Annotated in this window: 8 protein-coding genes; all 8 read right to left on the bottom strand. The window is 41.9% G+C overall.

Annotation, left to right across the window (positions count from 1 at the left end; translation table 11 throughout):
- Positions 1-380 precede the first annotated feature (380 nt).
- Positions 381-4,475, bottom strand: coding sequence for a non-ribosomal peptide synthetase (locus QUA02_RS23575; protein WP_333031266.1), 4,095 nt, complete (start codon positions 4,473-4,475; stop codon positions 381-383).
- A 177-nt stretch (positions 4,476-4,652) separates the two neighbouring features.
- Positions 4,653-7,925, bottom strand: a complete 3,273-nt coding sequence (locus QUA02_RS23570) for a type I polyketide synthase (RefSeq protein WP_333031262.1) — start codon at positions 7,923-7,925, stop codon at positions 4,653-4,655.
- 377 nt (positions 7,926-8,302) lie between these two features.
- The gene (locus QUA02_RS23565; protein ID WP_333031261.1) at positions 8,303-8,755 is read right to left on the bottom strand and encodes a class I SAM-dependent methyltransferase; all 453 of its coding nucleotides are present in this window, start codon (positions 8,753-8,755) and stop codon (positions 8,303-8,305) included.
- Between the two features lie 43 nt (positions 8,756-8,798).
- A complete protein-coding gene (gene panP, locus QUA02_RS23560) occupies positions 8,799-10,469 on the bottom strand; it encodes a pyridoxal-dependent aspartate 1-decarboxylase PanP (protein ID WP_333031257.1) in 1,671 nt (556 codons plus the stop codon).
- A 61-nt stretch (positions 10,470-10,530) separates the two neighbouring features.
- Positions 10,531-15,801 carry a non-ribosomal peptide synthetase gene (locus QUA02_RS23555; RefSeq protein ID WP_333031253.1) on the bottom strand — a complete coding sequence of 1,757 codons (5,271 nt, stop codon included), beginning with the start codon at positions 15,799-15,801 and terminating at the stop codon, positions 10,531-10,533.
- Between the two features lie 53 nt (positions 15,802-15,854).
- Positions 15,855-18,698, bottom strand: a complete 2,844-nt coding sequence (locus QUA02_RS23550; protein WP_333031267.1) for a type I polyketide synthase — start codon at positions 18,696-18,698, stop codon at positions 15,855-15,857.
- A gap of 74 nt (positions 18,699-18,772) precedes the next feature.
- Positions 18,773-22,147, bottom strand: a complete 3,375-nt coding sequence (locus QUA02_RS23545; RefSeq protein ID WP_333031251.1) for a non-ribosomal peptide synthetase — start codon at positions 22,145-22,147, stop codon at positions 18,773-18,775.
- 67 nt (positions 22,148-22,214) lie between these two features.
- Complete coding sequence (locus tag QUA02_RS23540) at positions 22,215-23,285, bottom strand: HAD-IIIC family phosphatase (protein ID WP_333031249.1); 1,071 nt, start codon at positions 23,283-23,285, stop codon at positions 22,215-22,217.
- Position 23,286 lies beyond the last annotated feature (1 nt).

Raw genomic sequence — 23,286 nt, 5'->3', positions numbered from 1 at the left:
GATGCACCTTACTTGCTCTCCATTTTTGGACACCATACCTAATTTACCATTATTTGAGCCTTAACTGAACCGTATTGACTCATAACTGGTTCAACTATGGCTAAACTGATTGCCAGATAGATGTTTCAGCCTATTTTACCTTTTTTGGTTTACCCCCTTGACAATTTGCACTTTTTCTTAACTTGTCACAAATGAGATGGAGCTGGTAAAATTGAGGAAATATTATTTCTTGGTGGGGCTACTTAACAATTTTGACCCCATCTTTTTTTAGCTTAAGTTCGGTAAATCCGCCACGGGTGGGGTTTCTGACGGGGTTGTCACCCCGTCAGTGGATTTTTTATAGCAAGCCTAAAAAAATCATAGCTTTATACAGCATTTTTTTAAGTCCCATTAAAGTTAATTTCGCCATTAACCATTTGATCGAAACAACATTTCAAATGTTGGGCTAATTTTTGTATGTGAGGTTCAGTAAACATGGAGAAATGATTGCCCGGAACTTCAATAACTTCGATCCCTTGCTGGGAACATTGGCCCCAACCTAACAATAAGTCATCGCTATGAAACTCCATACTCTCAAAATCATGAGCAATTTTATCGCTAGCTCGAAACAGTGTAATTTTGTGGGGATAAACCTGGGGAACGTAATCTCGCATGGCTTGAACGTGAGATTTAAAAACCTTGTAATCGCGAATATACTGCGCCATCTCCGTGTCGCTGACGATGAAGTTTGCCTTTTTATTCAATAGCTGAAATTGCTCATCCAACGGTAGCGATCGCATTTCGTCGTAGGAGACTGAAAAATCGATGCCGAACCAGTTTTTAATTGATTCAGCTAACCGGAGTAAAAATTTAGCATCATCATCCTTTGTTGGTTGAATAACTATTTCTGGCAATATAGCGTCAATTACCACTAGCAAGTCTACTTTTTGACCTTGTTTTTGTAGTTGTTGCGCCATTTCAAAAGCAACCACACCACCAAAACACCAACCTCCTAAAAGATATGGCCCTTCCGGTTGCACTGCGCGAACTTCTTGGAGGTAATAAGCTGCTGTTTCTTCTACTGACTTAGCTTCAATTTCGAGTGAGGTGGGAGACTGTTCCAAAGCGTAAAATGGTTGTTCTCCACCGATTTTTTCTGCCAAGTTCAGGTAAGCAAGGATGTCTCCTCCGGCGGCGTGTACGCAAAAGAAAGGAGTCCTCGAACCGGAAGAATTAAGGGCTACCAGCGGGGAACCTGAACTCAAATTTGTTGGCTGGCTGACAATTTTAGCTAGTTTTTCAATAGTCGGGTTTTCAAACAAAGTAGATAGGGGAAGGTTGTGTCCAAACCGCTCGTAAATTTGAGCAATTAAACGTACAGATAAAAAAGAGTGACCTCCCAACTCGAAGAAGTTATCTGTAACTCCAATTGAGTTAATAGCTAGAAGATTTTCCCAAATTTTTACCAAACCTAATTCGGAAACATTTCTGGGCGAAACGAAGGATTTTGTGGAGTTCGATCGGATCAGATTATCAGTTGGAAGCGATCGCTTATCTACTTTCCCATTTGGTGTTAGCGGTATCGCATCTAACACCACAAAAGCAGACGGTATCATATAATCCGGTAGTTTCTCTTGTAAGTAACCGTGCAATTGTGAAACTAAGTTTGGTTCATCTGTTACTATGTAAGCGATCGGATGTTTATCGCCTTGTGTATCGTCGCGGATAATGACAACAGATTCTCGAATATCTGGATGTTGCAATATCGCACTTTCAATTTCGGCCAATTCTACTCGGAAACCTCGGATTTTTACTTGTTCGTCACGGCGACCTAAATATTCGAGATTGCCATCATGCAAATAACGCGCTAAATCGCCAGTTTTATATAGTTTTGAATTGGGAGTTAAAATAAACCGTTCCTCGGTTAGTTCGGGACGATTCAAATAACCTTTCGCCAATCCATCGCCACCGATGTACAATTCACCGCAGACTCCTACGGTCGTTGGTTGTAAATGACGATCGAATATGTAAACTTGAGTGTTATCAATTGGATGACCGATCGGAACGCTAGTTGCTTTTTCTGGTAATAAACTCGTATCGTAGTAAGTAGCGTTGGCAGAAACTTCAGATGAACCGTAAAGGTTAATCAATTTGGCAGATGGGAGCAATTTTTGGAACGATCGCGCTAAGTCGAGAGGTAGTGCTTCTCCACTGATTATCCAAAGTTTCAAGTTCGACAATTTTTGGGTTAAATTACCGTAAGTATCTAGAATTAACCGCAGCAAGGAAGGAACAAGTATGACTCGGGTAACGTGATGGCGATCGAGCGTTTCTAGAAATAGTTTAGTGTCTTTGACAATTGAATCTGGGATGATAACGGTTGGAATTCCTTGGAGTAAGGGAGCAAAAATTTCCCACACTGAATCTACGAAACTAATAGCTGTTTTCTGACAACAAATCTCTTCACTTTCAAACGGATAAGTTTTCCACAACCAGTGTAACCCATTAACTGTACCTCGGTGAGTGGCGAGAACGCCTTTGGGAGTTCCAGTCGAACCAGAAGTGTATATTACATAAGCAAGATTGTCACTTCTAGATGTGGTGACAGGATTTTCTTGACTTTCTCGATTGATAATTTCCCAGTCACTATCTAGACAGATAACCTGTATTTGTTGAAAGCGATCGATTAATGATGAATGACTGATGACTAATGAAAATTGGGAATCAGAAACCATGAAAGAAAGACGATCGACTGGATAATTTGGATCGAGAGGAATGTAAGCACCACCCGCTTTCAAAATTGCCAGAATTCCAACTATCATTTCCACCGATCTGTCCAGACAAATGCCGACGCAAGTTTCGGTTGTTACTCCCAATTTTTGTAAATAATGGGCAAGTTGATTGACCTTTTGGTTAAGTTTTCGATAGCTTACTTTTTCCGAGCGATCGATTAATGCTAAACTATCGGGAAAATGCTCTACTTGCCGTTCAAATAATTGATGGAGAGAGGCATCTTGCGGATAAGTTGTTCGAGTGTTATTCCACTCTAATAACTGTTGTTCTCGCTGTTTTGCAGTTAGGATTGGTAATTCAGAAATTTGGCGATCGGGATTAGCAACGATGCTTTCCAGTAAGGTTTGAAAATTGTCGATTAGTCCTGTAATTGTTGCCGCATCAAATAAGTCGGTACTGTACTCTAAAAATCCAGTTAATCCTTCTTTAGATTCACCGATTGACAGGAAAATGTCAAACTGAGACGTGCCACTATCGAACTCTAAACTACGCAAAGTTAACCCAGCAATCTCTCGCTCGGACTTCGGCGTATTTTGCAGCACAAACATGACCTGAAACAAAGGATTTCGGCTTAAATCTCGATCGGGTTGCAATTCCTCTACTAGCTTCTCGAAAGGCAAATCCTGATGTGCGTAAGCGTCGAGAGTTACCCCGCGTACCCGACTCAAAAGCGTGCGAAAACTTGGGTCGCCGCCGAGGTCATTTCGCATTACCAATGTATTGACAAATAAGCCAAGTATTCCTTCTAATTCTGCTTGATTGCGATTAGCAATTGAAGAACCGATGAGGATATCTTCTTGCTCTGTATAGCGGTAAAGTAAAGTATTAAAAGCCGCCAGCAAAGTCATAAATAAAGTAACTTCTTCTTGCTGACTTAATTTACTTAGTGCCTCTGTTAGAGTTTTGGAAAAAGTAAAGTATTGCTTTGCACCATTAAATGTGGTAATGGTAGGTCTGGAACGATCTACAGGCAATTGCAATACAGGTAAATCACCGCCTAGTTGTTGCTTCCAGTAATTGAGTTGGGTAGCGAGTATTTCACCTTGCAAGCGATCGCGCTGCCAAATTGCAAAATCTGCATACTGGATAGGGAGTTCCTGTAATGACGGAGATTGACCTGTTGAGAACGCCGCGTACAGCGCTGCCAATTCCCCCGCGAACACTGATATAGACCATCCATCAGAGACGATGTGGTGCATCGTCAAAAGGAAAATATGTTCTGTTTCGCTTAGACGCAGCAAAGTTGCCCGTACCAGAGGCGCTTGGGATAAATCAAAGGGTTTTTTAGCTTCCTCGATCGCTATTTTTTGAACTTCTACATCCCAATTTTGGCTCGATAAATGTTCGAGGTTGATAATAGGTAACTTCCAGGTTGATTCAGATGCGATCGCCTGAAATGGTTGCTTATCTACTATTACAAAACTCGTCCTCCAAGCTTCGTGACGCTTCATAATTTCGTTAAGACTTTGCTTAAGCGCCGTCACATCAAGCATTCCCTTTAAATGAATGGCTGTCGGAATATTATAGAAGGAACTTCCTTGATAAAGTCGATCGATAAACCAGAGTCTTTGCTGGGAAAAAGATAAGGGAATACGATTAGAGCCCGATCGCTTAGGAATAGCAGAACTTCTAGATTTTCCTGTCTTCCACTTTTCCAGAAGGGCTTTTTTGGTTGCTGATAGATTAGAGGTTTGGTTTTCCATGATTTTTATTTAAGCGTAGATGAAGAATAGATGAACGCAGATGTTTAGAAAGGTACGTAGTTGGGCTTTAGCCCTCTTATCGTGCTCATGTAGTAAATGAGGTAAGCGCCTCACAACTCCAATTACCAATTTACCAGTCATACCTTATATACCTGAGAAGGGCTGTATAGACTTTTATCAATTAGCCAAAAGAGCTTCAACTTCTTCGTCAGATAAGTCAGCAATTTTTTCTAGAAGAAGTTGGTCGATCGTTTCTGCTTGTTTGGCGACAGTGGATGCTTGAAGTAAAAGGTCGCGCAGTGGTAGTTCGACTGGGAAGTTCGATCGCAATCGCGAAACTAATTGGGTGGCGATGAGTGAATCTCCTCCTAACTCAAAGAAATTATCGTGAATACCGACTTGTTTAATGCCGATAACTTCTTGCCACATTTCGGCAATTTGTTGTTCTAAGTCGTTAGTAGGAGGAATATATGAATTACCGAGGCTGGGTCTTAAATAGCGTGGGGAGGAATCTGTTTGTTGAGATGGTTTTGTATCCGGGATTAGTTCTGCAAGTAAAGCATCAATATCTTCTTGCTTTTGGGGATTAATGGTATAAATTCCTTCGCTGAGTTTAGCAAATTGTTCTCCTAACTTTAACGTAATTACATTTTGACCTTTTTGTTCCAATTTATTAAGTAATTGGGAACCTGCACCAGATTCATCAACAAACACTAACCATCGATCTTTTTTGTCGGATGTTGTTGAGTTGTTACTCCCAGATAAGGATGGCGATTTGGCATCGATCCAGTAACGTTGGCGCTCGAAAGGATAGGTCGGTAGGGGGAGACGATGACGCGATTCGTGGCTGGAAAAACCCGACCAATCTATCTTTACACCTGCCATCAAAAGCCGACCTAATGCGTTTAATAATAGGGCAACATCGGATTGTTGTTCTTGAGGATGGCGTAAGGAATTTAGCACGAGATGTTTGGCATCTGGTTCTAAATGCCGCTTAGTTAACGAGCTTAAAGTCCGTCCCGGCCCAACTTCCAAAAATATTGCTTCCGACTGTTTCAACAACTCGGAAATTCCGGCAGAAAATCTCACTGTTTGGCGAAGATGTTTGCTCCAATAGCGGGGATTTGTGGCTTCATTTTCTGCGATCCAGGTGCCAGTTACGTTGGAAATAAAGGGAATGTGGGGCGGATTCAGCTTCACTTTTTTAATAGCAAGTGCAAACTGTTCCACAATCGGTTGCATCATCTCAGAATGAAAGGCATGAGATGTATGAAGGCGGCGACAGTCTATAGCTTGGGAATTTAACTGATTTTGCAATGTTTCAATCGCTTCAGTCGAGCCTGAAACGACGCACGAGGAGGGGGTGTTAATTGCTGCTAAAGAAAGTTCTTTGCCCAAGAATGGCTGAACCTCTTGTTCTGGAAGCGGCACGGCGAGCATACTTCCCGAGGGCAATTTTTGCATCAATTTACCTCTAATTGCTACTAGAAATAAGGCATCTTCTAGAGAGAAAACGCCTGCTAAAGTAGCAGCTACATATTCGCCAATACTGTGTCCAATTAGCGCTACGGGATTCACTCCCCATTGTATCCACAACTTGGCGATCGCGTATTCAACAACAAACATAGCGGGTTGGGTAATTGCAGTTTGTTGTAATTGCTGAGAAGCTTCTGCGATTTGTGCTTCGCTGGGATATAGAATTGAACGCAGATCGATACCTAAATGAGGTTTGAGAATTTCCGAACAGATATCTATTTGTTCTCTAAATGTCGGCTCAACTTCGTAAAGTTCTCGCCCCATATTTACATATTGTGCGCCTTGTCCAGAAAACATGAATACGCTCGGACGGTGAGAGGGCTTTTGGTAGTGCGTGAAAACTCGTTGCGTATCTACATTAGTTAGCGCATTCAGGGCATCTTCAATATCGTGACAAACTACCATTCGGCGATGTTCAAAAGTCCGACGACCGACTTGCAATGTGTAGGCAACATCAGCAATATTTAAGTCGGGATGCTGTTGTAAATGTTTGGCTAAATTCGCAGTTGCTATCTCTAATGCTGTATTTGTTTTTGCTGATAGTAGCAATAACTGCCAAGGACGTGAGGAACTAGAAGCTTCAAGGGCAGGAGTTTCTTCTAAAATTATATGAGCATTTGTTCCACCAATTCCGAAAGAACTGACTCCAGCACGACGCGGATTGCCGTTAGTTTTCCATTCCGACAACGTAGTATTAACGTAAAAGGGACTGTTGGCAAAATCTATCTGAGGATTGGGTTCTTGGAAATGCAAACTGGCAGGTATTTGTTTGTGTTTAAGTGCTTGGATACTTTTGATTAAACCTGTTATACCGGCAGCGGTATTCAAATGCCCGACATTAGTTTTAACCGAACCGATCGCACAAAAATTATTCCGATTAGTGTTGGTACGAAAAGCTTGGGTGAGAGCTGCAATTTCGATCGGATCTCCCAAGGAAGTTCCCGTTCCATGCGCCTCAATATAACTAATAGTTTCAGCTTCCACTCCAGCTAAAGCCAGTGCTTCTAAAATCACCTCCCTTTGACCTTCTACGCTGGGCGCTGTGTAACCAACTTTTAAAGAACCGTCATTATTAATCGCGGAACCTTTAATGACTGCTTGAATACAATCTCCGTCCGCTACAGCATCTTCTAATCGTTTCAAGACAACAATACCCAAACCGCTACCAAAAATAGTTCCTTGAGCATTTGCATCGAAAGCTCGGCAATGTCCGTCAGGAGAATTTATTCCTCCTTCTTGATAGAGATAACCTGTTTTTTGTGGCACTTGAATTGAAACACCACCAGCCAACGCGATATCGCTTTCGCCATTCAGCAAACTTTGGCAAGCTAAGTGAACAGCAACTAATGAGGTGGAACAGGTGGTTTGAATATTAATGCTCGGCCCTTTAAGGTTTAATTTGTAAGAAGTTTGCGTGGCTATGTGATCTTTATCATTTCCTATCAATACTTGGAATAAATCCACCGAGCCTATTAAATCTCGATGGGGATATAGATTGGAAAATAAGTAACTACTCAGAGTTACACCCGCAAACAAACCGATTTGACCGGGGTAAGTGTCTGAATTGTAGCCAGAATTTTCTAGTGCTTCCCAAGCACATTCTAGGAACAGACGTTGTTGGGGATCTGCTATTTCAGCTTCTCTAGGTGTAAAGCCGAAAAATGCCGCGTCAAATAGTTCTATATCTTCCAGTACGGTTCCTGCTTTGACATATTTAGGATCATTGAATACGGCTGGTTCTGTACCTGTAGATATGAGTTCTTTATCTGTGAAAAAAGAAATTGATTCCACGCCGTCACGCAGGTTTTGCCAAAAAATCTCGACATCTTTTGCACCAGGAAAACGACCTGCCATGCCGACGATTGCGATTTCATCTTTGCCATCAAAACGATTGATTTCAGTTGAATTATTCATCGATATTACTGCTCCTCATTATCCCAGGTAAATTAAAAAAGACGCTCTGAAACTAGGGCTTACGAAAAACGTATATTATCCTTGAGTCTTCGACTACATTTATTGGAAAGTCTTTGGTTAGATCGTAGATTGTAACTTTCTCAAACCCTACCTTTTCTAGAGCAGATTGAACTTCCGAGCGGGAATAGCCTTGTTGTGCAAAATTTACCTCTGAACGTTCCCAGTTTCCATTCAGTAATCTGAATGTGACGTGCTTGACTTGGCATGATTTACCATCGGTCGAATGACTGGAATGCTGAAGCCAAACATAATCATCTGCTATTTCGCCAGTAAATTCATCTTCAACTGAATTACTAGGGTTTGAAGCTTGTTCTCCCTCACTCAAATCGAACCCGAACCAACCGTTTTTTCCAAGTGCCGAATAAACGTTTTGGAAAGCCTTTGTCAAATCCTCCAAACTCAATATATATATAGCTGAAGACATTATTTGAGGAAAGAACTGCATCAAAGTTAGGAGGCAATTTACAGAAGCGGATGTCATCTCGGATAAATTTACCATTAGGTACATTCTCGCTAGCATAACGTAACATTTCCTCGGAGATATCTAATCCGGTTACTTGATAACCTTTTTCAATCAGACTTTTTACTATTTCTCCCTTTCCACAGCCAATGTCTAAAATGTGCGCTTCCTTTGGAAGATGCTTGAGGATATGTTCCTGCATAAAATCTAGCCACAGTTCTATTCCCTCTTTGCTTACTGGGTAAGCAAAAGCCCAATTATTATAAAGAGAGCGAGAATTTTCTGCCAAAGGTGAATTTGCTGAATACATAAGTTGATTGGTGTTCTATTTGGAATGAATTTTCAAACAATTTCTAGGCTACATTTTCTGTAGTTTCTAGAGAATTAGACATCGAAATCTCTAAAGCAATCTCGATCTGGTCGTTTAAAACAGCATCGATATCATCTTCAGTGGTAAGTGGATTAGCAATCACCGCCCTCAATGCGATCATCGGAATTTCTTTTCCAGAACAGATGGTGTTTTTAGTTGTCCGCGAGATAAAAGTACGACCTGCTTGGCGCTGGGCTTTTTGAAGTCGTTCGTTAAATCGATTGATTACCTGATTTTCACTTTCAGTTAACTGATTTTTAGCCACACTCTCTCGCAATGACTTCGGTATATAACGGTAAATTAAAAGGTTAATATCCGGTTGTGCTAACAACTCAAATTCAGGTAGAGTGCGGATGCGATCGGCCATATATTGAGTTTTCCGAATTCCTTCATCAATCAAAAATTCATATCCTTTTACCCCAATTAAGTGTAGCCCAGCATGAAGGAATAATGCCATTGCCGGGCGAGAACCTTCCAAAGCCCGTTTACCTAAATCGAATGAACCTTTACGCATGGTATAACTGGCATTTTTTTCGATTGCTTGTGCCACGATCGGATCGCGCAAAAAGACCATCCCAATACCCATTGGCAGGTACATTTGTTTATGTCCATCAATCGTCACTGAATCAGCCCGTTCGATCCCAATAAGTTTATGCCGATGCTGTTGGGAAAAAATCACTGGCCCACCCCAAGCGGCATCTACGTGGAAGTGAACTTTCGCTTCTCGCGCAATCTCCGCCATATCGGAAAGAGAATCGACTCCACCTGAGTCTGTAGTGCCAGCAATGCCCACGATCGCGATTATATGTTTGTTTTGGTGGCGACAATCTGCAACGGCTTGACGAAGCGCTTCGATGTCAATCCGATTGTTGCGATCGCTCTTAATTTTAATCAAACCTCGCGTACCGATACCTAACAAGTCGGTGGCTTTTTCAAACGAGTAGTGCATTAAGTCCGAACCGATTACTACCGCACCTTTGTAGCCATAATAATCTAAGGCGGCTGTTAAACCTTCCTTTTCTATACCGGGAAAGTCATCTTTTGGCCCTAAAGAAGTATTTCTAGCGCACCAAAGTGCGGTGATATTCGCTGTAGTACCTCCAGAAAGCAAAATTCCTAATGTACTCTCGCTGTTTTGAATATGCTGGGCGTAAAAGCGATCGCCAAAGTTGTAAATCAGTTGATGAATCATCGCCAAAGCTTGACGTTCATAAGGACTGAAAGCTTTAGCAGTTTCTATTTTTACGGCGTTTTGATTCATCGCCGTCATCAGTTTAGCTAGAGGCTGCACGAAATAGGGAAGTGCGGCAGTCATGTGACCGATAAATCGCGGCGATGATGTGTGAATTGAATGGCTAATTACGTTGCTGGATAAATATTCCAGGTAGCTTTCAAAATTAGCTGGCTCAATGGGAATTTGAGGATCGCAAAAGTTTTGTGTTAACGCTTGCAAATCAATATCGCTGTTGGTTTTGATGTCGGCTAAGAAATCGCGAGTTACAGCGTTAATTTGCATCTCGATCGTTTCTTCTAGAGAGGTAGTCAGCGTGGATGGAGCAAATAGTTCGATCGTTTTTTGTTTGATACTGTATTGGCTCGTGTTTTCGGTGTCAAAGGAGGTTTTGAGTTTCAGCATTTTTTGTTGGTTTAACATCACTTTTTCCTACTTTATTTGGGTTGAAAAATATTGGAAATTCGACATCTAAAATTAGCTTCTAAGACTGCTCTCTGCTTTGTCTTGCTGCTCGATGTTCTTGTCTGACTTGTCGGCGGCGGTTGATGGAATCTGTTGGGGTTATAGATGGTTGAGAATTATTTGCAGGCGATCGCTGTTTGTTTTCCTCCTGAATTAAATATTCAGCTAAGTAGCCGATGGTTGGATATTGAAACATTCCAACTAAAGAAAACTCTTGCTGAAATATTTTTTGCATTTGGCTGTGAACGCGAACTAAGAGCAATGAATCACCACCCAAATCGAAGAAGTTATCGTGAATACCTACTTCCTCCAAATGAAGGAATTCTTGCCAAATAGCAGCAATGCTTTGTTCTATTTCCGTTCGGGGTGATTGATAGGCTGCTTCCAATTTAGGACGTGCTTGTTCTGGTGCTGGTAGCGCTCGACGGTCTACTTTACCATTGGGTAGTAATGGCAGATTTTCTAACATCACGAAAGCAGAGGGTATCATATAGTTAGGCAGCTTTTCTTGCACGAGGCCATGAAGTTCGCTGACTGCGATCGCCTGTTCTGGATCGGATATGATATAAGCCACCAATTGCTGATTATCGCGGTCATTTTCCCTAGCCAAAACGATTACCTGTCGCACAGATGGATGTTGAGCTAGTACCGCTTCAATTTCTCCTAATTCGATTCTAAAACCGCGAATTTTGACTTGGTTATCGATTCGTCCGAGAAATTCCAAATTGCCATCTGGTAAATAGCGAACCAAATCGCCAGTTTTGTACAGCTTCGTCGATAGTTCAGTATAAACGCTTGCTAATGGATTAGGAATGAATTTCTCAGATGTTAATTCAGGACGATTGAGATAACCTCCCGCCAATCCTGCGCCACCGACATACAGTTCACCAGGTACGCCAATGGGAACAGGTTGTAAGTTTCGGTCGAGGACGTAGATTTGGGTGTTAGCGATCGCACGACCTATTAAAACTTGCGAATTAACTTTATCTTGCGGATCGATCCTATAACAAGTGACATCAGCAGAAACTTCCGAGGAACCGTAAAGATTTAACAGCGTACTCTCAGGTAAAATCTGCCGAAACTTTTGCAATACTTCTACCGAAAGTGCCTCTCCACTCGTTACCCAAAAATTCAATTTTGGTAGCCGTTTTTGCAAGTCAGCAAACGTATCTAAAAGTAACCGCAGTAAAGAAGGAACCAAGACAAGTCGCGTCACTTTATTGTTAGCGAGAGTTTCTACGAACTGGTGAGGGTCTTTGAGAATGCGATCGCTTACAATAATCGTCCGTATTCCTTGCAGTAACGGCCCAAAAATCTCCCAAACAGAATCTACAAAGTTTAACGATGTTTTCTGACAGCAAACATCTTCTCCTTTAAAAGGATAAGTTTGCCACATCCACTGAAAACGATTGACAGCGCCTCTATGCAGACCCAAAACTCCTTTAGGTTTCCCCGTCGAACCAGATGTATAAATGACATAAGCCACATTATCAATTGTAGAACGACTGACAGGATTTTCTCGGCTTTCTTGCTGGATAATTTCCCAGTCAGTATCCAAGCAGATGACAGTCATTTGGGCAAAGTTTTTAACTAATGACGAATGAGTAATCGCCACCGACAATTGAGTATCCGACAACATGAAAGCCAGTCGTTCTTGGGGATAATTTGGATCGAGGGGTAGGTATGCGCCACCTGCTTTGAGAACTCCCAAAATTCCGACGATGGAATCGAGCGATCGATCTAAACAAATTCCCACCATTACTTCTGAATTTACCCCCAACTTTTGCAGGTGATGCGCTAACTGATTAGCCTTAGCATTCAGTTCCCCATAGGTCAAACTTTGGTTTCCAAACATTACCGCCACAGCATCAGGCGTGCGTTCCACTTGCGCTTCAAAAAGTTGGTGAATGCAGTAGTGTTGAGGATAGTCAGTTTCGGTATCATTCCATTCCACCAACAACTCTTTTAGTTCGGCTGGCTTCAGTAAAGGTAAATCCCAAACTCGCTGTTCTGGATTAGCAACAATGCTTTCTAACAAAGTTTGCCAATGTTTCATCCACCGTTCAATAGTTTGCGAGTCAAATAAGTCGGTGTTGTATTCACAATCGACTACAAGTTCGTCATTTTGTTGGTGAATATCCAGAAAAATATCCGAGATGGAAGAATTGGTAGGATTTCTGACAAACTCGAATTTTCGGCTAAAAGACTCTGAGGTAGCCAGAGGTCTGTCTAAATTAAACAGTATTGTCACTAAAGGTGGACGACTTGTATCTCTTGACAGATTTAGTTTTTTAACCAACCTAATAAACGGATAAATTTGATGGTCATAAGCATCGGATAACACCTGTTTTAATGAACTTAAATATTCCGTGAATGTCTGGTTTTCCACAAGTTGACTGCGGATTGGCAATAAATTCACATAGTGACCGACAAGATATTCACCTTCAACAGATAATTGTCCCGCTGAAGGGATACCAATAACGATATCGTCTTGACCTGTCAATCGGTGAACTAACGCCAAAAATCCTGCCAAAACTGTTGTAAATAAGGTGCTTTTAAACTTGATAGTTTCGTGTTTCAAAGCGCCATAAAAAGTTTTATCTAGCGTGAAAGTTTGTCGAGTACCGACGTAGCGATTAACTGATGGTCGCGGGCGATCGGTGGGCAATTCTAATACCGGAACTGAACTGCAAAATTGCTGCAACCAATAAGCCTCAGCTTTTGCCATTTCTGGACTTTCCTGCTGGCTTGCTTCCCACTGAACGTATTCGCTTAACTGCATTGGTTGTGGGAGTTGATGCTCGATCGCTTCACATTCTGCTGTGTAAATTGCAGTTAGTTCTTGTTGCAAAACTCCCAACGACCAACCGTCAGCAATAATGTGATGAACAGTCAGCACTAAAAGATGATGTTGTTCTTCTAATTTGACGATCTGGGTGCGGACTAAATTCTCCGTTTCAAGATTGAAAGTTTGTCGCGCTTCTGTTGTTAAAAATTCCGCTAAATGTGTTTCGCGATCGCTGTTATCTAAAGTCGAGAAATCCACTACCGGAATATTGATAGTCAGAGTCGAATTAATTTGTTGATAATCTCCTGACGGACTAAAGGTTGCTCGCAATGCTTCGTGGCGATCGACTACTTCTTGAATTGCTTTACGCGCTGCTGTCAAATTGAACGAACCGCGCAGATGAATTGTCGTTGATTGGTTATAGGCGCGGGAGACATTTTCTCCCATTTGTGCCATTACCCAAAGTTCTTTTTGCGCTTCTGTTAGGGGGATTGAAGACTGGCGATTGGCGATCGGCGATCGGGAAGATTTTTTCCCATTCTCCACTCCCGATTCCCCTGGTAAAAATCCACCTTCTTGCATTTCGCTTATACTTTCCTTGACTGCTTGAATCATCCGATCGATATCTGCATCAGTATGAGCGGTAGATAAGAAAAGTCTCCGGTTTTCTAAAGCAAAGATTCCCTTTTCTAGCAGGTGATAGAAAAACAAATCCATCCAATTGAGGGTGGGAGAATAAGCAAATCGGAAGAGAGAACCAAAATGAACTATCTGAATCGGTAACTGTTTTTGCTCGAAGTAAGTATTGAGCGTGTTTGCTAATTTTAGGGTTTTCGCATTTAACTCTTCTTGCAGTTTTGCACCGCTATTTTTAAGGTGGGTGAGTGCAGCCAAAGTAGCAGCCATCACGAGAGGATGCTTGAAAAAAGTACCTGCAAAGTGAGTAACTTCGGCTTCAGGATAAGACGCATCTCCATAACTCCAAAATCCACCATCTAATGCGTCCATAAAAGCAGCCTTACCAGCAATTACTCCGACTGGCATCCCACCACCAACTGCTTTACCGTAAGTTGTGATATCGGCTCGAATATTCCACAACGCTTGCATCCCGCCTGGGTGCATCCGAAATCCGGTAATCACTTCATCGAAAATTAAAACTATTCCCATTTCTTGAGTTAATTGTCTCAATTCATGCAAGAATTCTTTAGGTTGCAAATCCGGTTTGGCGCTTTGGATTGGCTCTACCAAAACAGCAGCTAATTCACTGGCGTGAGCTCTGATAATATCTAGCGATTTGGGATTTCCGTAATCGAGAACTATTACTTGTTCGACTTTATGTTGCGGAATACCAGGAGCGATCGCGATCGAACGCAAATTTCCCTCTTCACTCGCTACTCCGGCGACCAAAACTTCATCCAAAGTTCCGTGATAGGAACCTCCAAAAAAAGCAATCTTTTCGCGCCCTGTAATGGCGCGAGCGATGCGAATTGCTCCCATTACCGCTTCGCTGCCGTCATTACAAAAACAAGCCCTTTCTTGACCTGTTAATTCGCAAACTAACTGAGCAGCTTTACCGGCCATTGCTGATTGTGGTCCAAGTTGTATTCCTTGGTGAACATAATCTTGAATTGCATTAATAATAAAAGATGGAGAATGACCGAATAAAAGTGCGCCAAATCCCATTGACATATCTATATATTCATTCCCATCAATATCCCAAATTCTCGCACCCGAACTTCTTTGGGGATAGATGGGATATACCATTTCTTTGATTGAAGGACGAAACCCCAATACCGATCTGGAATTAGCATGATGAACGCGATCGCTTTGCGTCAAGTTTTTCGATGCTTGAGTTCGTTCGATCGCCCGTGCGATTAATACGTCTAAATGTTCTTGTTGGCGTGGAGTTAAATTGGCGGAACTGGGGGATTTTTGGATTTTGGATTTTGGATTTTGGATGGGAATTTCTCTCTGGCGTTCCTGTTCGATAGTTTCGGTAGGTATGCGTGTAGGTTTTTTCTTCTTTGATGAAATGTTTTCGCGCAGAAATTCCAGTTGTTTGGACATCACCTCAAGTTGCTGTGCCATCAAACGTTTGATCGCTGTATTATCGGTTTGTCGATCGAGATTCTTTTCTGGCAATAGCGATGCTTTTTTCTTTGGTTTTGAGTTATTTGTTTCGGGCCGATCGGGCGCTAATGTTGGCTCTACCGGCGGGATTTGCTGAGATATGTAGACGGCTAATTCGTTAATCGTAGAGCTATTTTCAATTAATAATTTTAAAGAAATACTGAGACCAAATGCTTTTTTAATTGCGCCATTTATTTGGAGTAATTGCACGGACTCAAAACCGAGTTCTAGAAAATTAGTCCGATCGTCTATTTCAGAGGAGCTTACTCCCATTGCTTTACCGACAATTTCTTTTAATACTGACAGAATTTTGTCAGTCTGTGAGGGATGTATTGATGAATTCAGTTTTTGGTTGAGTTGGGAGTCAGACATGGGAATTTCCTTAATTATTAGTCATTAGTCAGATGAACCATGAAGCATGAATGCTAGCCATACATTCTCAGTATCTCCAATTGTTGAGACATGATCTCCATTTGTTGAGCCATGATCTCTTCAATCTCGCGATCGCCCACATTTTCCTCCTCGATTGTATGATCTACTTCTTCTGTGAATTTGTTGTCACGAACTGCTGGATTAAAAGGTTCAATCCAATATCTTTTTCGCTCAAAGGGATAAGTGGGTAAAGGAATGCGATCGCGTCGCTCGTGGCGATAAAATTCCGACCAATTAACCGACACGCCAGCTAGCCAAAGTCTTCCCAATGCGTTCAGCAAGAATGCTATATCTGACTGTCGATCTTTCGGATGACGCAACGAAGAAAGTACAATTGTTTGAGTATTTTCCTCCAAACAATCTCTAGCAAAGGTACTCAAAGTGCGTCCAGGGCCAACTTCCAATAGGATTCGCTTTGGTTCTTTTACCAACTCAGCAATCCCGTCAGCAAAACGCACCGTTTGGCGTAGATGTTTCCCCCAATAATTCGGATCAGTTGCTTCCATTTCAGTAATCCAAGTGCCAGTTACATTGGACATGAAAGGAATTTGAGGAGCCTTTAGTTTGACTTTTCTAACTTCGGCGATGAAAGGCTCGATAATGGGTTCCATCATGGCAGAATGAAAAGCATGAGAAGTATGCAAACGACGACAATCTAAACCGAGCTCAATCAAACGATTTTGCAGCTCGTCAACAGCTTTTAGAGAACCAGAAACTACACACAAAGATGGTGCATTAATTACAGCCAGAGAAAGTTCTTCACTTAGTTCGATTTCCTGTTCCGATAGAGGTACAGCCAGCATTGCACCAGCAGGAAGCTGCTGCATCAATTTCCCGCGAGTAGCAACTAATATCAACGCATCTTCCAGGGAAAACACACCAGCAAGAGTTGCTGCAACGTACTCTCCAATACTGTGACCGATCGCAGCTTCAGGAAGCACGCCCCACGACATCCACAACTGAGCTAAAGCGTATTCAATTATAAATAATACTGGCTGAGTAATATAAGTTTGTTTCAGTTGTTGTGCGGCTTCTTCTTCCCCTAATTCACTTGGATAAAGCACTGTACGCAAGTCTATTTTCAAGTGCGGTATTAGGAGTTCGCAACAATCATCAATAGCACGAGTAAAAGTAGGTTCCGTCTGGTAAAGTTCCCGCGCCATGTTCGCGTACTGCACCCCTTGGCCGGAAAACATAAACACGACAGAACGATTACCAGACTCCTCGTGATGGGAGTGGGAAATATCGGGAATTAATATTTTTTTATTGCCTTTTTCCTCAGTTTTTATAGTCAGCGCTTGTACAGCATCGTCAATATTTTGACATACCAACATTCGGCGATAATCAAATACCTTACGACCGACTTGCAGGGTGTAAGCCACATCAGCTAAATTAACATCGGGATGCTGTTTTAAATGTGCCCCTAAATTTGCCGTTGCTGTTTCCAAAGCCGAACTTGTTTTAGCAGAAAGAATCAACAATTGATACTTTCTCCCTTTGTTCTCTGCTACCTTTAGATTTGGAAATTCTTCCAAAACGACATGAGCATTAGTACCGCCAATGCCGAAAGAACTGACTCCCGCACGACGAGGCATTCCGTCTGTTTTCCATTCACGGAGGGTGGTATTGACATAAAACGGACTGTTGGCAAAATCAATTTCGGGATTGGGTTTTTCAAAGTGCAAGCTGGCTGGTATTTTCTGATGTTTTAGCGCCAAAACTGTTTTGATTAATCCCGTTATTCCGGCGGCTGTATTCAAATGACTGACATTAGTTTTTACAGATCCGATCGCACAGAAACCCTTTTTCTTAGTTTGCGATTCAAACACTTCTTGCAGCGCTCTAATTTCGATCGGATCTCCCAAAGAAGTACCAGTTCCATGAGTTTCTATATAAGTGATAGTTTCAGGAGCGAAACGAGCGATCGCTTGCGCCTGAGCAATTACCTTAGCTTGACCCGAAACACTGGGCGCTGTATAACTAACTTTCGCAGAACCATCATTATTAATAGCTGAACCTTTAATTAACGCATAAATGCGATCGCCATCCGCCAAAGCATCTTCTAATCTCTTAAGTACAACAATACCCACCCCATTGCCAAAAGTAGTTCCTCCTGCTTTTGCATCAAAAGCGCGAGTGCGAGCGTCGGTAGAAAATATCCCACTTTCTTGATAAAAATAACCTTGTTTTTGGGGAACTTGAATTGAAACACCACCAGCTAGAGCCATATCGCATTCGTAACTCAACAATCCCCGACAGGCCGAATGAACGGCAACTAATGATGTAGAACAAGCCGTATTAACATTAATACTCGGCCCTTTCAAATTCAACTTATAAGAAATTCGAGTAGCTAAAAAGTCTTGATTATTGCCAATTCCCAGCGGCAAATAACCCATTGATTGCAATAAATCGCGATTTGAAAGAATATTATTCAACAGGTATGTACTCAGGTTAGCACCTGCATAAACACCAGCCAAACCTTCGTATTGTTCCGGGTCATACCCCGCATTTTCCAAAGCTTCCCAAGCACACTCTAAAAAAAGACGATGTTGCGGATCTGTAATTTCAGCTTCATTTGCCAGCATACCAAAAAACGAAGCATTAAACATTTCGATATCATCCAACACGAACCCAGCTTTCACATAGTTTGAGTCATTCAGCCAACTCTCTTCTACGGCCGCAGCCCTCAATTCTTCATCACTAAACGATGAAATAGACTCCACTCCATCACACAAATTTAGCCAAAACTCATCAACATTCTTAGCCCCAGGAAAACGACCCGCCATCCCAATAATAGCAATTGGTTCCAGCACACTTTGTTCTTCCCAGTTATCCATTTCGCTCTCTCCTAAAAATCCATCTACATCTGTGTTCATCTGTGTTAGTCTGTTGTAAAAAACGTTCATTTATATTACCGATTCCTAGCTTGTTTCAACAGTTCTTTTTGTCGGGCTACCGCTTCTTCCTGTTTCCTGACATAGCTATTAACTTCTCTAAACATCGGTTGCTCCCCATCCTGTTTTCGACTCAAATATTCCGCCAACATTTTTATAGTAGGATACTTAAATAAGTCGATCGCAGAAATATTTCTATCTAAAACCTTATGCAATTTTGCTTGAACTTTGACCAAAAGTAAAGAATGCCCGCCAATTTCAAAAAAATTATCATTAATCCCCACTTTTTCCAATTGCAATATCTCTTGCCAAACCTCAGCAATCAGTCGCTCTGCTTCAGTTTTAGGCATCGCGTAATCCCGTTTAAAATCCCGGCGATTTTTCGGTACTGGTAGGGCGAGATAGTCTACTTTACCGTTAGGTGTTAAAGGTAATGCCTCCAACTGTACGACAACGGATGGCACCATATAATCCGGTAACTTTTCTGCTACAAAACTGCGTAGTTCTAGGCTTATATTATCTGAGACAATATAAGCAACTAAGCGTTTGTTATCTACTTCATCTTCTCTGAGAATAACCACAGCTTGTTTTACTGCTGGATGTTGGGTAAGTACATTTTCAACCTCCCCTAATTCAATGCGAAAACCGCGAAGTTTGATTTGGCGATCGCTACGTCCCAAATACTCGATTTCCCCATTAAATCGATAACGACCGATGTCTCCACTTCGATAAAGATAAGCGCCATCTTCACTGCTAAACGGATTGGGAATAAACTTTTCTGCTGTTAATTCTGGACGATTGAGATAGCCTCGCGCTAAACCATCGCCGCCAATACACAGTTCGCCCGGAACGCCGATGGGAACGGGTTGCAGGTGCGCGTCCAGCACGTATACTTGCATATTAGAAATGGGACGACCGATCGGAATTGAAGAAAGAGATTGGTTTTTGCTCGTGTCGTACCAAGTCACATCTGCGGATACTTCGGAGGAGCCATAAAGGTTAATTAAAATACTTTGAGGCATCCTTTCTTGGAAGCGCTGACATAGTTCCACGGATAAAGTTTCTCCACTGCTAACCCAATACTTGAGTTTGGGAAGTCTGCTTTGTAAATCTGGAAAATTTTCTAATAAGACGCGCAACAATGATGGCACTAAAACAAGGCGCGTCACCTGTTGCTGAGATAAAGTTTGAACCAACCGATAAGGGTCTTTTACTATTTCATCGGCAATGATGACTGTTCGCAGTCCGTGCAGCAATGGGGCAAAAATTTCCCAAACTGAATCTATAAAATTTAATGATGTTTTCTGACAGCAAATCTCTCCTTGTTCAAAAGGATAAGGATTCCAATTCAAGCGATTGACCGCGCTGCGATGGCGACCGAGTAAGCCTTTGGGTGTCCCGGTAGAACCTGAAGTGTAGAGGACGTAGGCGAGGTGGTCTGACAATTTTGGATTTTGGATTTTGGATTTTGGATTAGAGATCGTGTCCCATTCGCGATCGAAATAAACAACTACTGGAGTTACGTTTGCACTCAAAGTTGGTAGTTTTTTAATTAAAGTTTCGCGAGTTAATAATACTGACACTTGAGCATCGGATAATATAAAATTCAGACGCTCTTCGGGATAGGCGGGATCTAATGGTACGTAAGCTCCACCAGCCTTGAGAATGCCTAAAAGTCCGACTACCATTTCGATCGATCGCTCTACACAAATCCCTACCAAAACTTCCGATCGCACTCCTAATTCTCTCAGATAATCCGCCAAGCGATCGGCTTGTTGATTTAATTCTTGATAGGTTAGCTGTCTATCTTCAAATACGATCGCAACTGCATCTGGCGTTTTTTCAACTTGCGCTTCAAATAGCTGGTGAATACAAGCATCTTTGGGGTAATCTGTTTGAGTGCAATTCCAATCTAACAACTGCTGTTTTTCAGATGATGTTAATAGTGGTAATTCATTCAGACGACTATCGGGATTGGCGACAATTCCTGCGAGTAACTGCTGAAAATGGTCGCTCGTTCTGGCGATCGTAGCTGCCTCGAATATGTCGGTATTGTATTCTATAATTCCGATCGATTCCTCTCCTATTTCTTCGATATACAAACTCAAATCGAATTTCGCAGTACCGCTATCGCTCTCCAGACTACTCACCGTCAACCCCGATATCTCTAACGCTGACATCGGAGTATTTTGAAGTGCGAACATCACCTGAAATAGTGGGGTGTAACTCAAAGAGCGTTGCGGTTGCAGTGTCTCTACCAATTTTTCAAATGGCACATCGCAATGAGCGTATGCTCCTACACACGCTTGACGTACTCGACTTAACAACTCCCGAAAAGTAGGATTGCCAGATAAGTCAGTTCGCAACACTAAAGTATTGACAAAACAGCCAATTAATTGTTCTATTTCGCTCATGTTCCGGTTAGCAATGGGGGAACCGATCGCGACATCTTCAATTCCCGTGTAGCGATACAGCAAGATTTTGAAAGCGGCTAACAAGGTCATGAAAAAAGTCGCATCTTCGTTCTGACTTAGCGCCTTGAGTGCTTTAGTTAATTCCGCCGTCAGAGAGAAGGTTTTTCTCGCACCTCGGAAGGTTTGTACGGCTGGTCGAGGATAATCTGTTGGTAATTGTAGCACGGGAGGAGTTTTACCCAACTGCTGCTTCCAATAAGCAATTTGTGTTTCCAGCGCCTCTCCTTTTAGGGACTGTTGCTGCCATAAAGCAAAGTCTGCATACTGGATGGGTAGTTCGCTAAGAGGGGATGATTTGCTATTAAAAAATGCTTCGTAAAGTGCTGCTAATTCGCGCATCAGTACGCCATAAGACCAGCCATCATAAATAATGTGGTGCATGGTAACTAGCAGCACGTAATCTTGTTCGCCGATTTGTAACAGCATCCAACGCAATAATGGCCCTTGATCTAAGTCAAAAGGGGATTGGCTTTGTTCGATCGCAATTCGCTGGATTTGGTTTTTTTGTTCTGATAAAGGCAAGTCGGATAAATTGACTGTTGGTAACTTTAGAGTTAGCGATGGGGAAATGATTTGGACGGGTTGTCCTTCCATCATTTTGAAAGTAGTTCGCAGGGATTCGTGGCGTTGCACGATCTCGTTGAGGCTGCGCTCTAGTGCTGGTATATTAAGCAAACCTTTGAGTTGTATTGCTCCGTGTTCGTTGTAAGAAGGATTGGTGCGATCTATTTGTTGGAGTAACCACAGTCTTTGTTGAGCAAAGGATAGCGGTGCAGGGTCGGTACTGTCGCGTCTGGGAATAAGGTTTATGGGGGAATCAGACTGAATTTCACCCCGCAAGCGTTTGGCGAGAATTGCTTGTTTGCTGGCGGAAAGTTGATGGCGTCTTGCTAGTATTTGTTCTTTGTTTATGTCCATTTTTTTTGCAGATGCTGACAGATTTTTCTGACCGTTAGTTATTGCCAATAAACGCAGATTTAAGTTTTTAATCTAGGATTTGGATATTCATATACTTGGGGTAAGGTTGAATTATTTTTAGATCGTTTTCGAGAATTACCAGATCGCCATTCTTGTCGATTTCTTTGAATCCCGAAAATTTATAAGCGATGTACATCATCCGATTTCGATTGTTTGAAAGGAATTCTGCACGCAATCGAACGTTATTGTCTTTAGCGAGTTCGAGCAGATAATTTAGCATAACTGTGCCGACACCTCTAGACATGACGCGACAGGACATCAGGAAGAGTTTTATAGTCCAGAAGCTGTCGGAATATTCGAGGAGAGCTAAGCCGATTTTTCCATAATTTCCATACTTATCATTTAAACTGGCGATGAGCAATTTGTGGTTATCCGATCGACTAAACATATTCAGTTCGTCATAGGAATATGTGTAACCTGTTGTGTTTAGTTGATTGGTGCGTACTGTTAATTCTTCGGCTCGCTGTAAATCTTCTTCTTTAGCATCAGAAAGGGTCAAGTGCATATTTAGGGTAGCTAAGAATTCTTCTTGCGAACCGATGAATTCTGATTCAGCTTGATTTCGCTGGATATCGCTGATATACATCTGCCTTCTTTTTTGGGAATCCTCTGTGATAAAACGAGGATTCATTTCTGGCATTTCTAGTAGATATTCTAGGCGATCGACATTAATACAAAGGACTTCAGGGAGTGAAAAATTTACTTCTTCAAGTTCAAAAATTTGGTCGTCAACGAAAGCGATCGCATCCGTCCCGATATTAATTAATTTAGCAATTTCTTTAATCGAAGAAACCTTAGAATTCCAATGGATCTGAGGATAGATAAAATACTCGTGCAATCCTAATTCTTCAAGTTTTTCGATCGCACTACTATATTCATTCTTGCTAGCGATCGATTGTAAGATGCCTCGACTATCCAAAGTTTTGATGATGTCGAGTATATCGGGTCGCAAGCAAACTCGATCTCCTTCTAACAATATGCCGTTCCAGATGGTGTTATCTAAATCCCAAACGACACATTTGATGGAGCGTGTTTTTTCTTGTTTGTTGTCTGTTGGCGCAGAATTTAAACTAATCATG

This window comes from Microcoleus pseudofavosus SVA1_A4 (assembly GCF_036700565.1).
GTDB lineage: Bacteria > Cyanobacteriota > Cyanobacteriia > Cyanobacteriales > Microcoleaceae > Microcoleus.
This window is presented reverse-complemented; position numbering and strand designations above follow the sequence as displayed.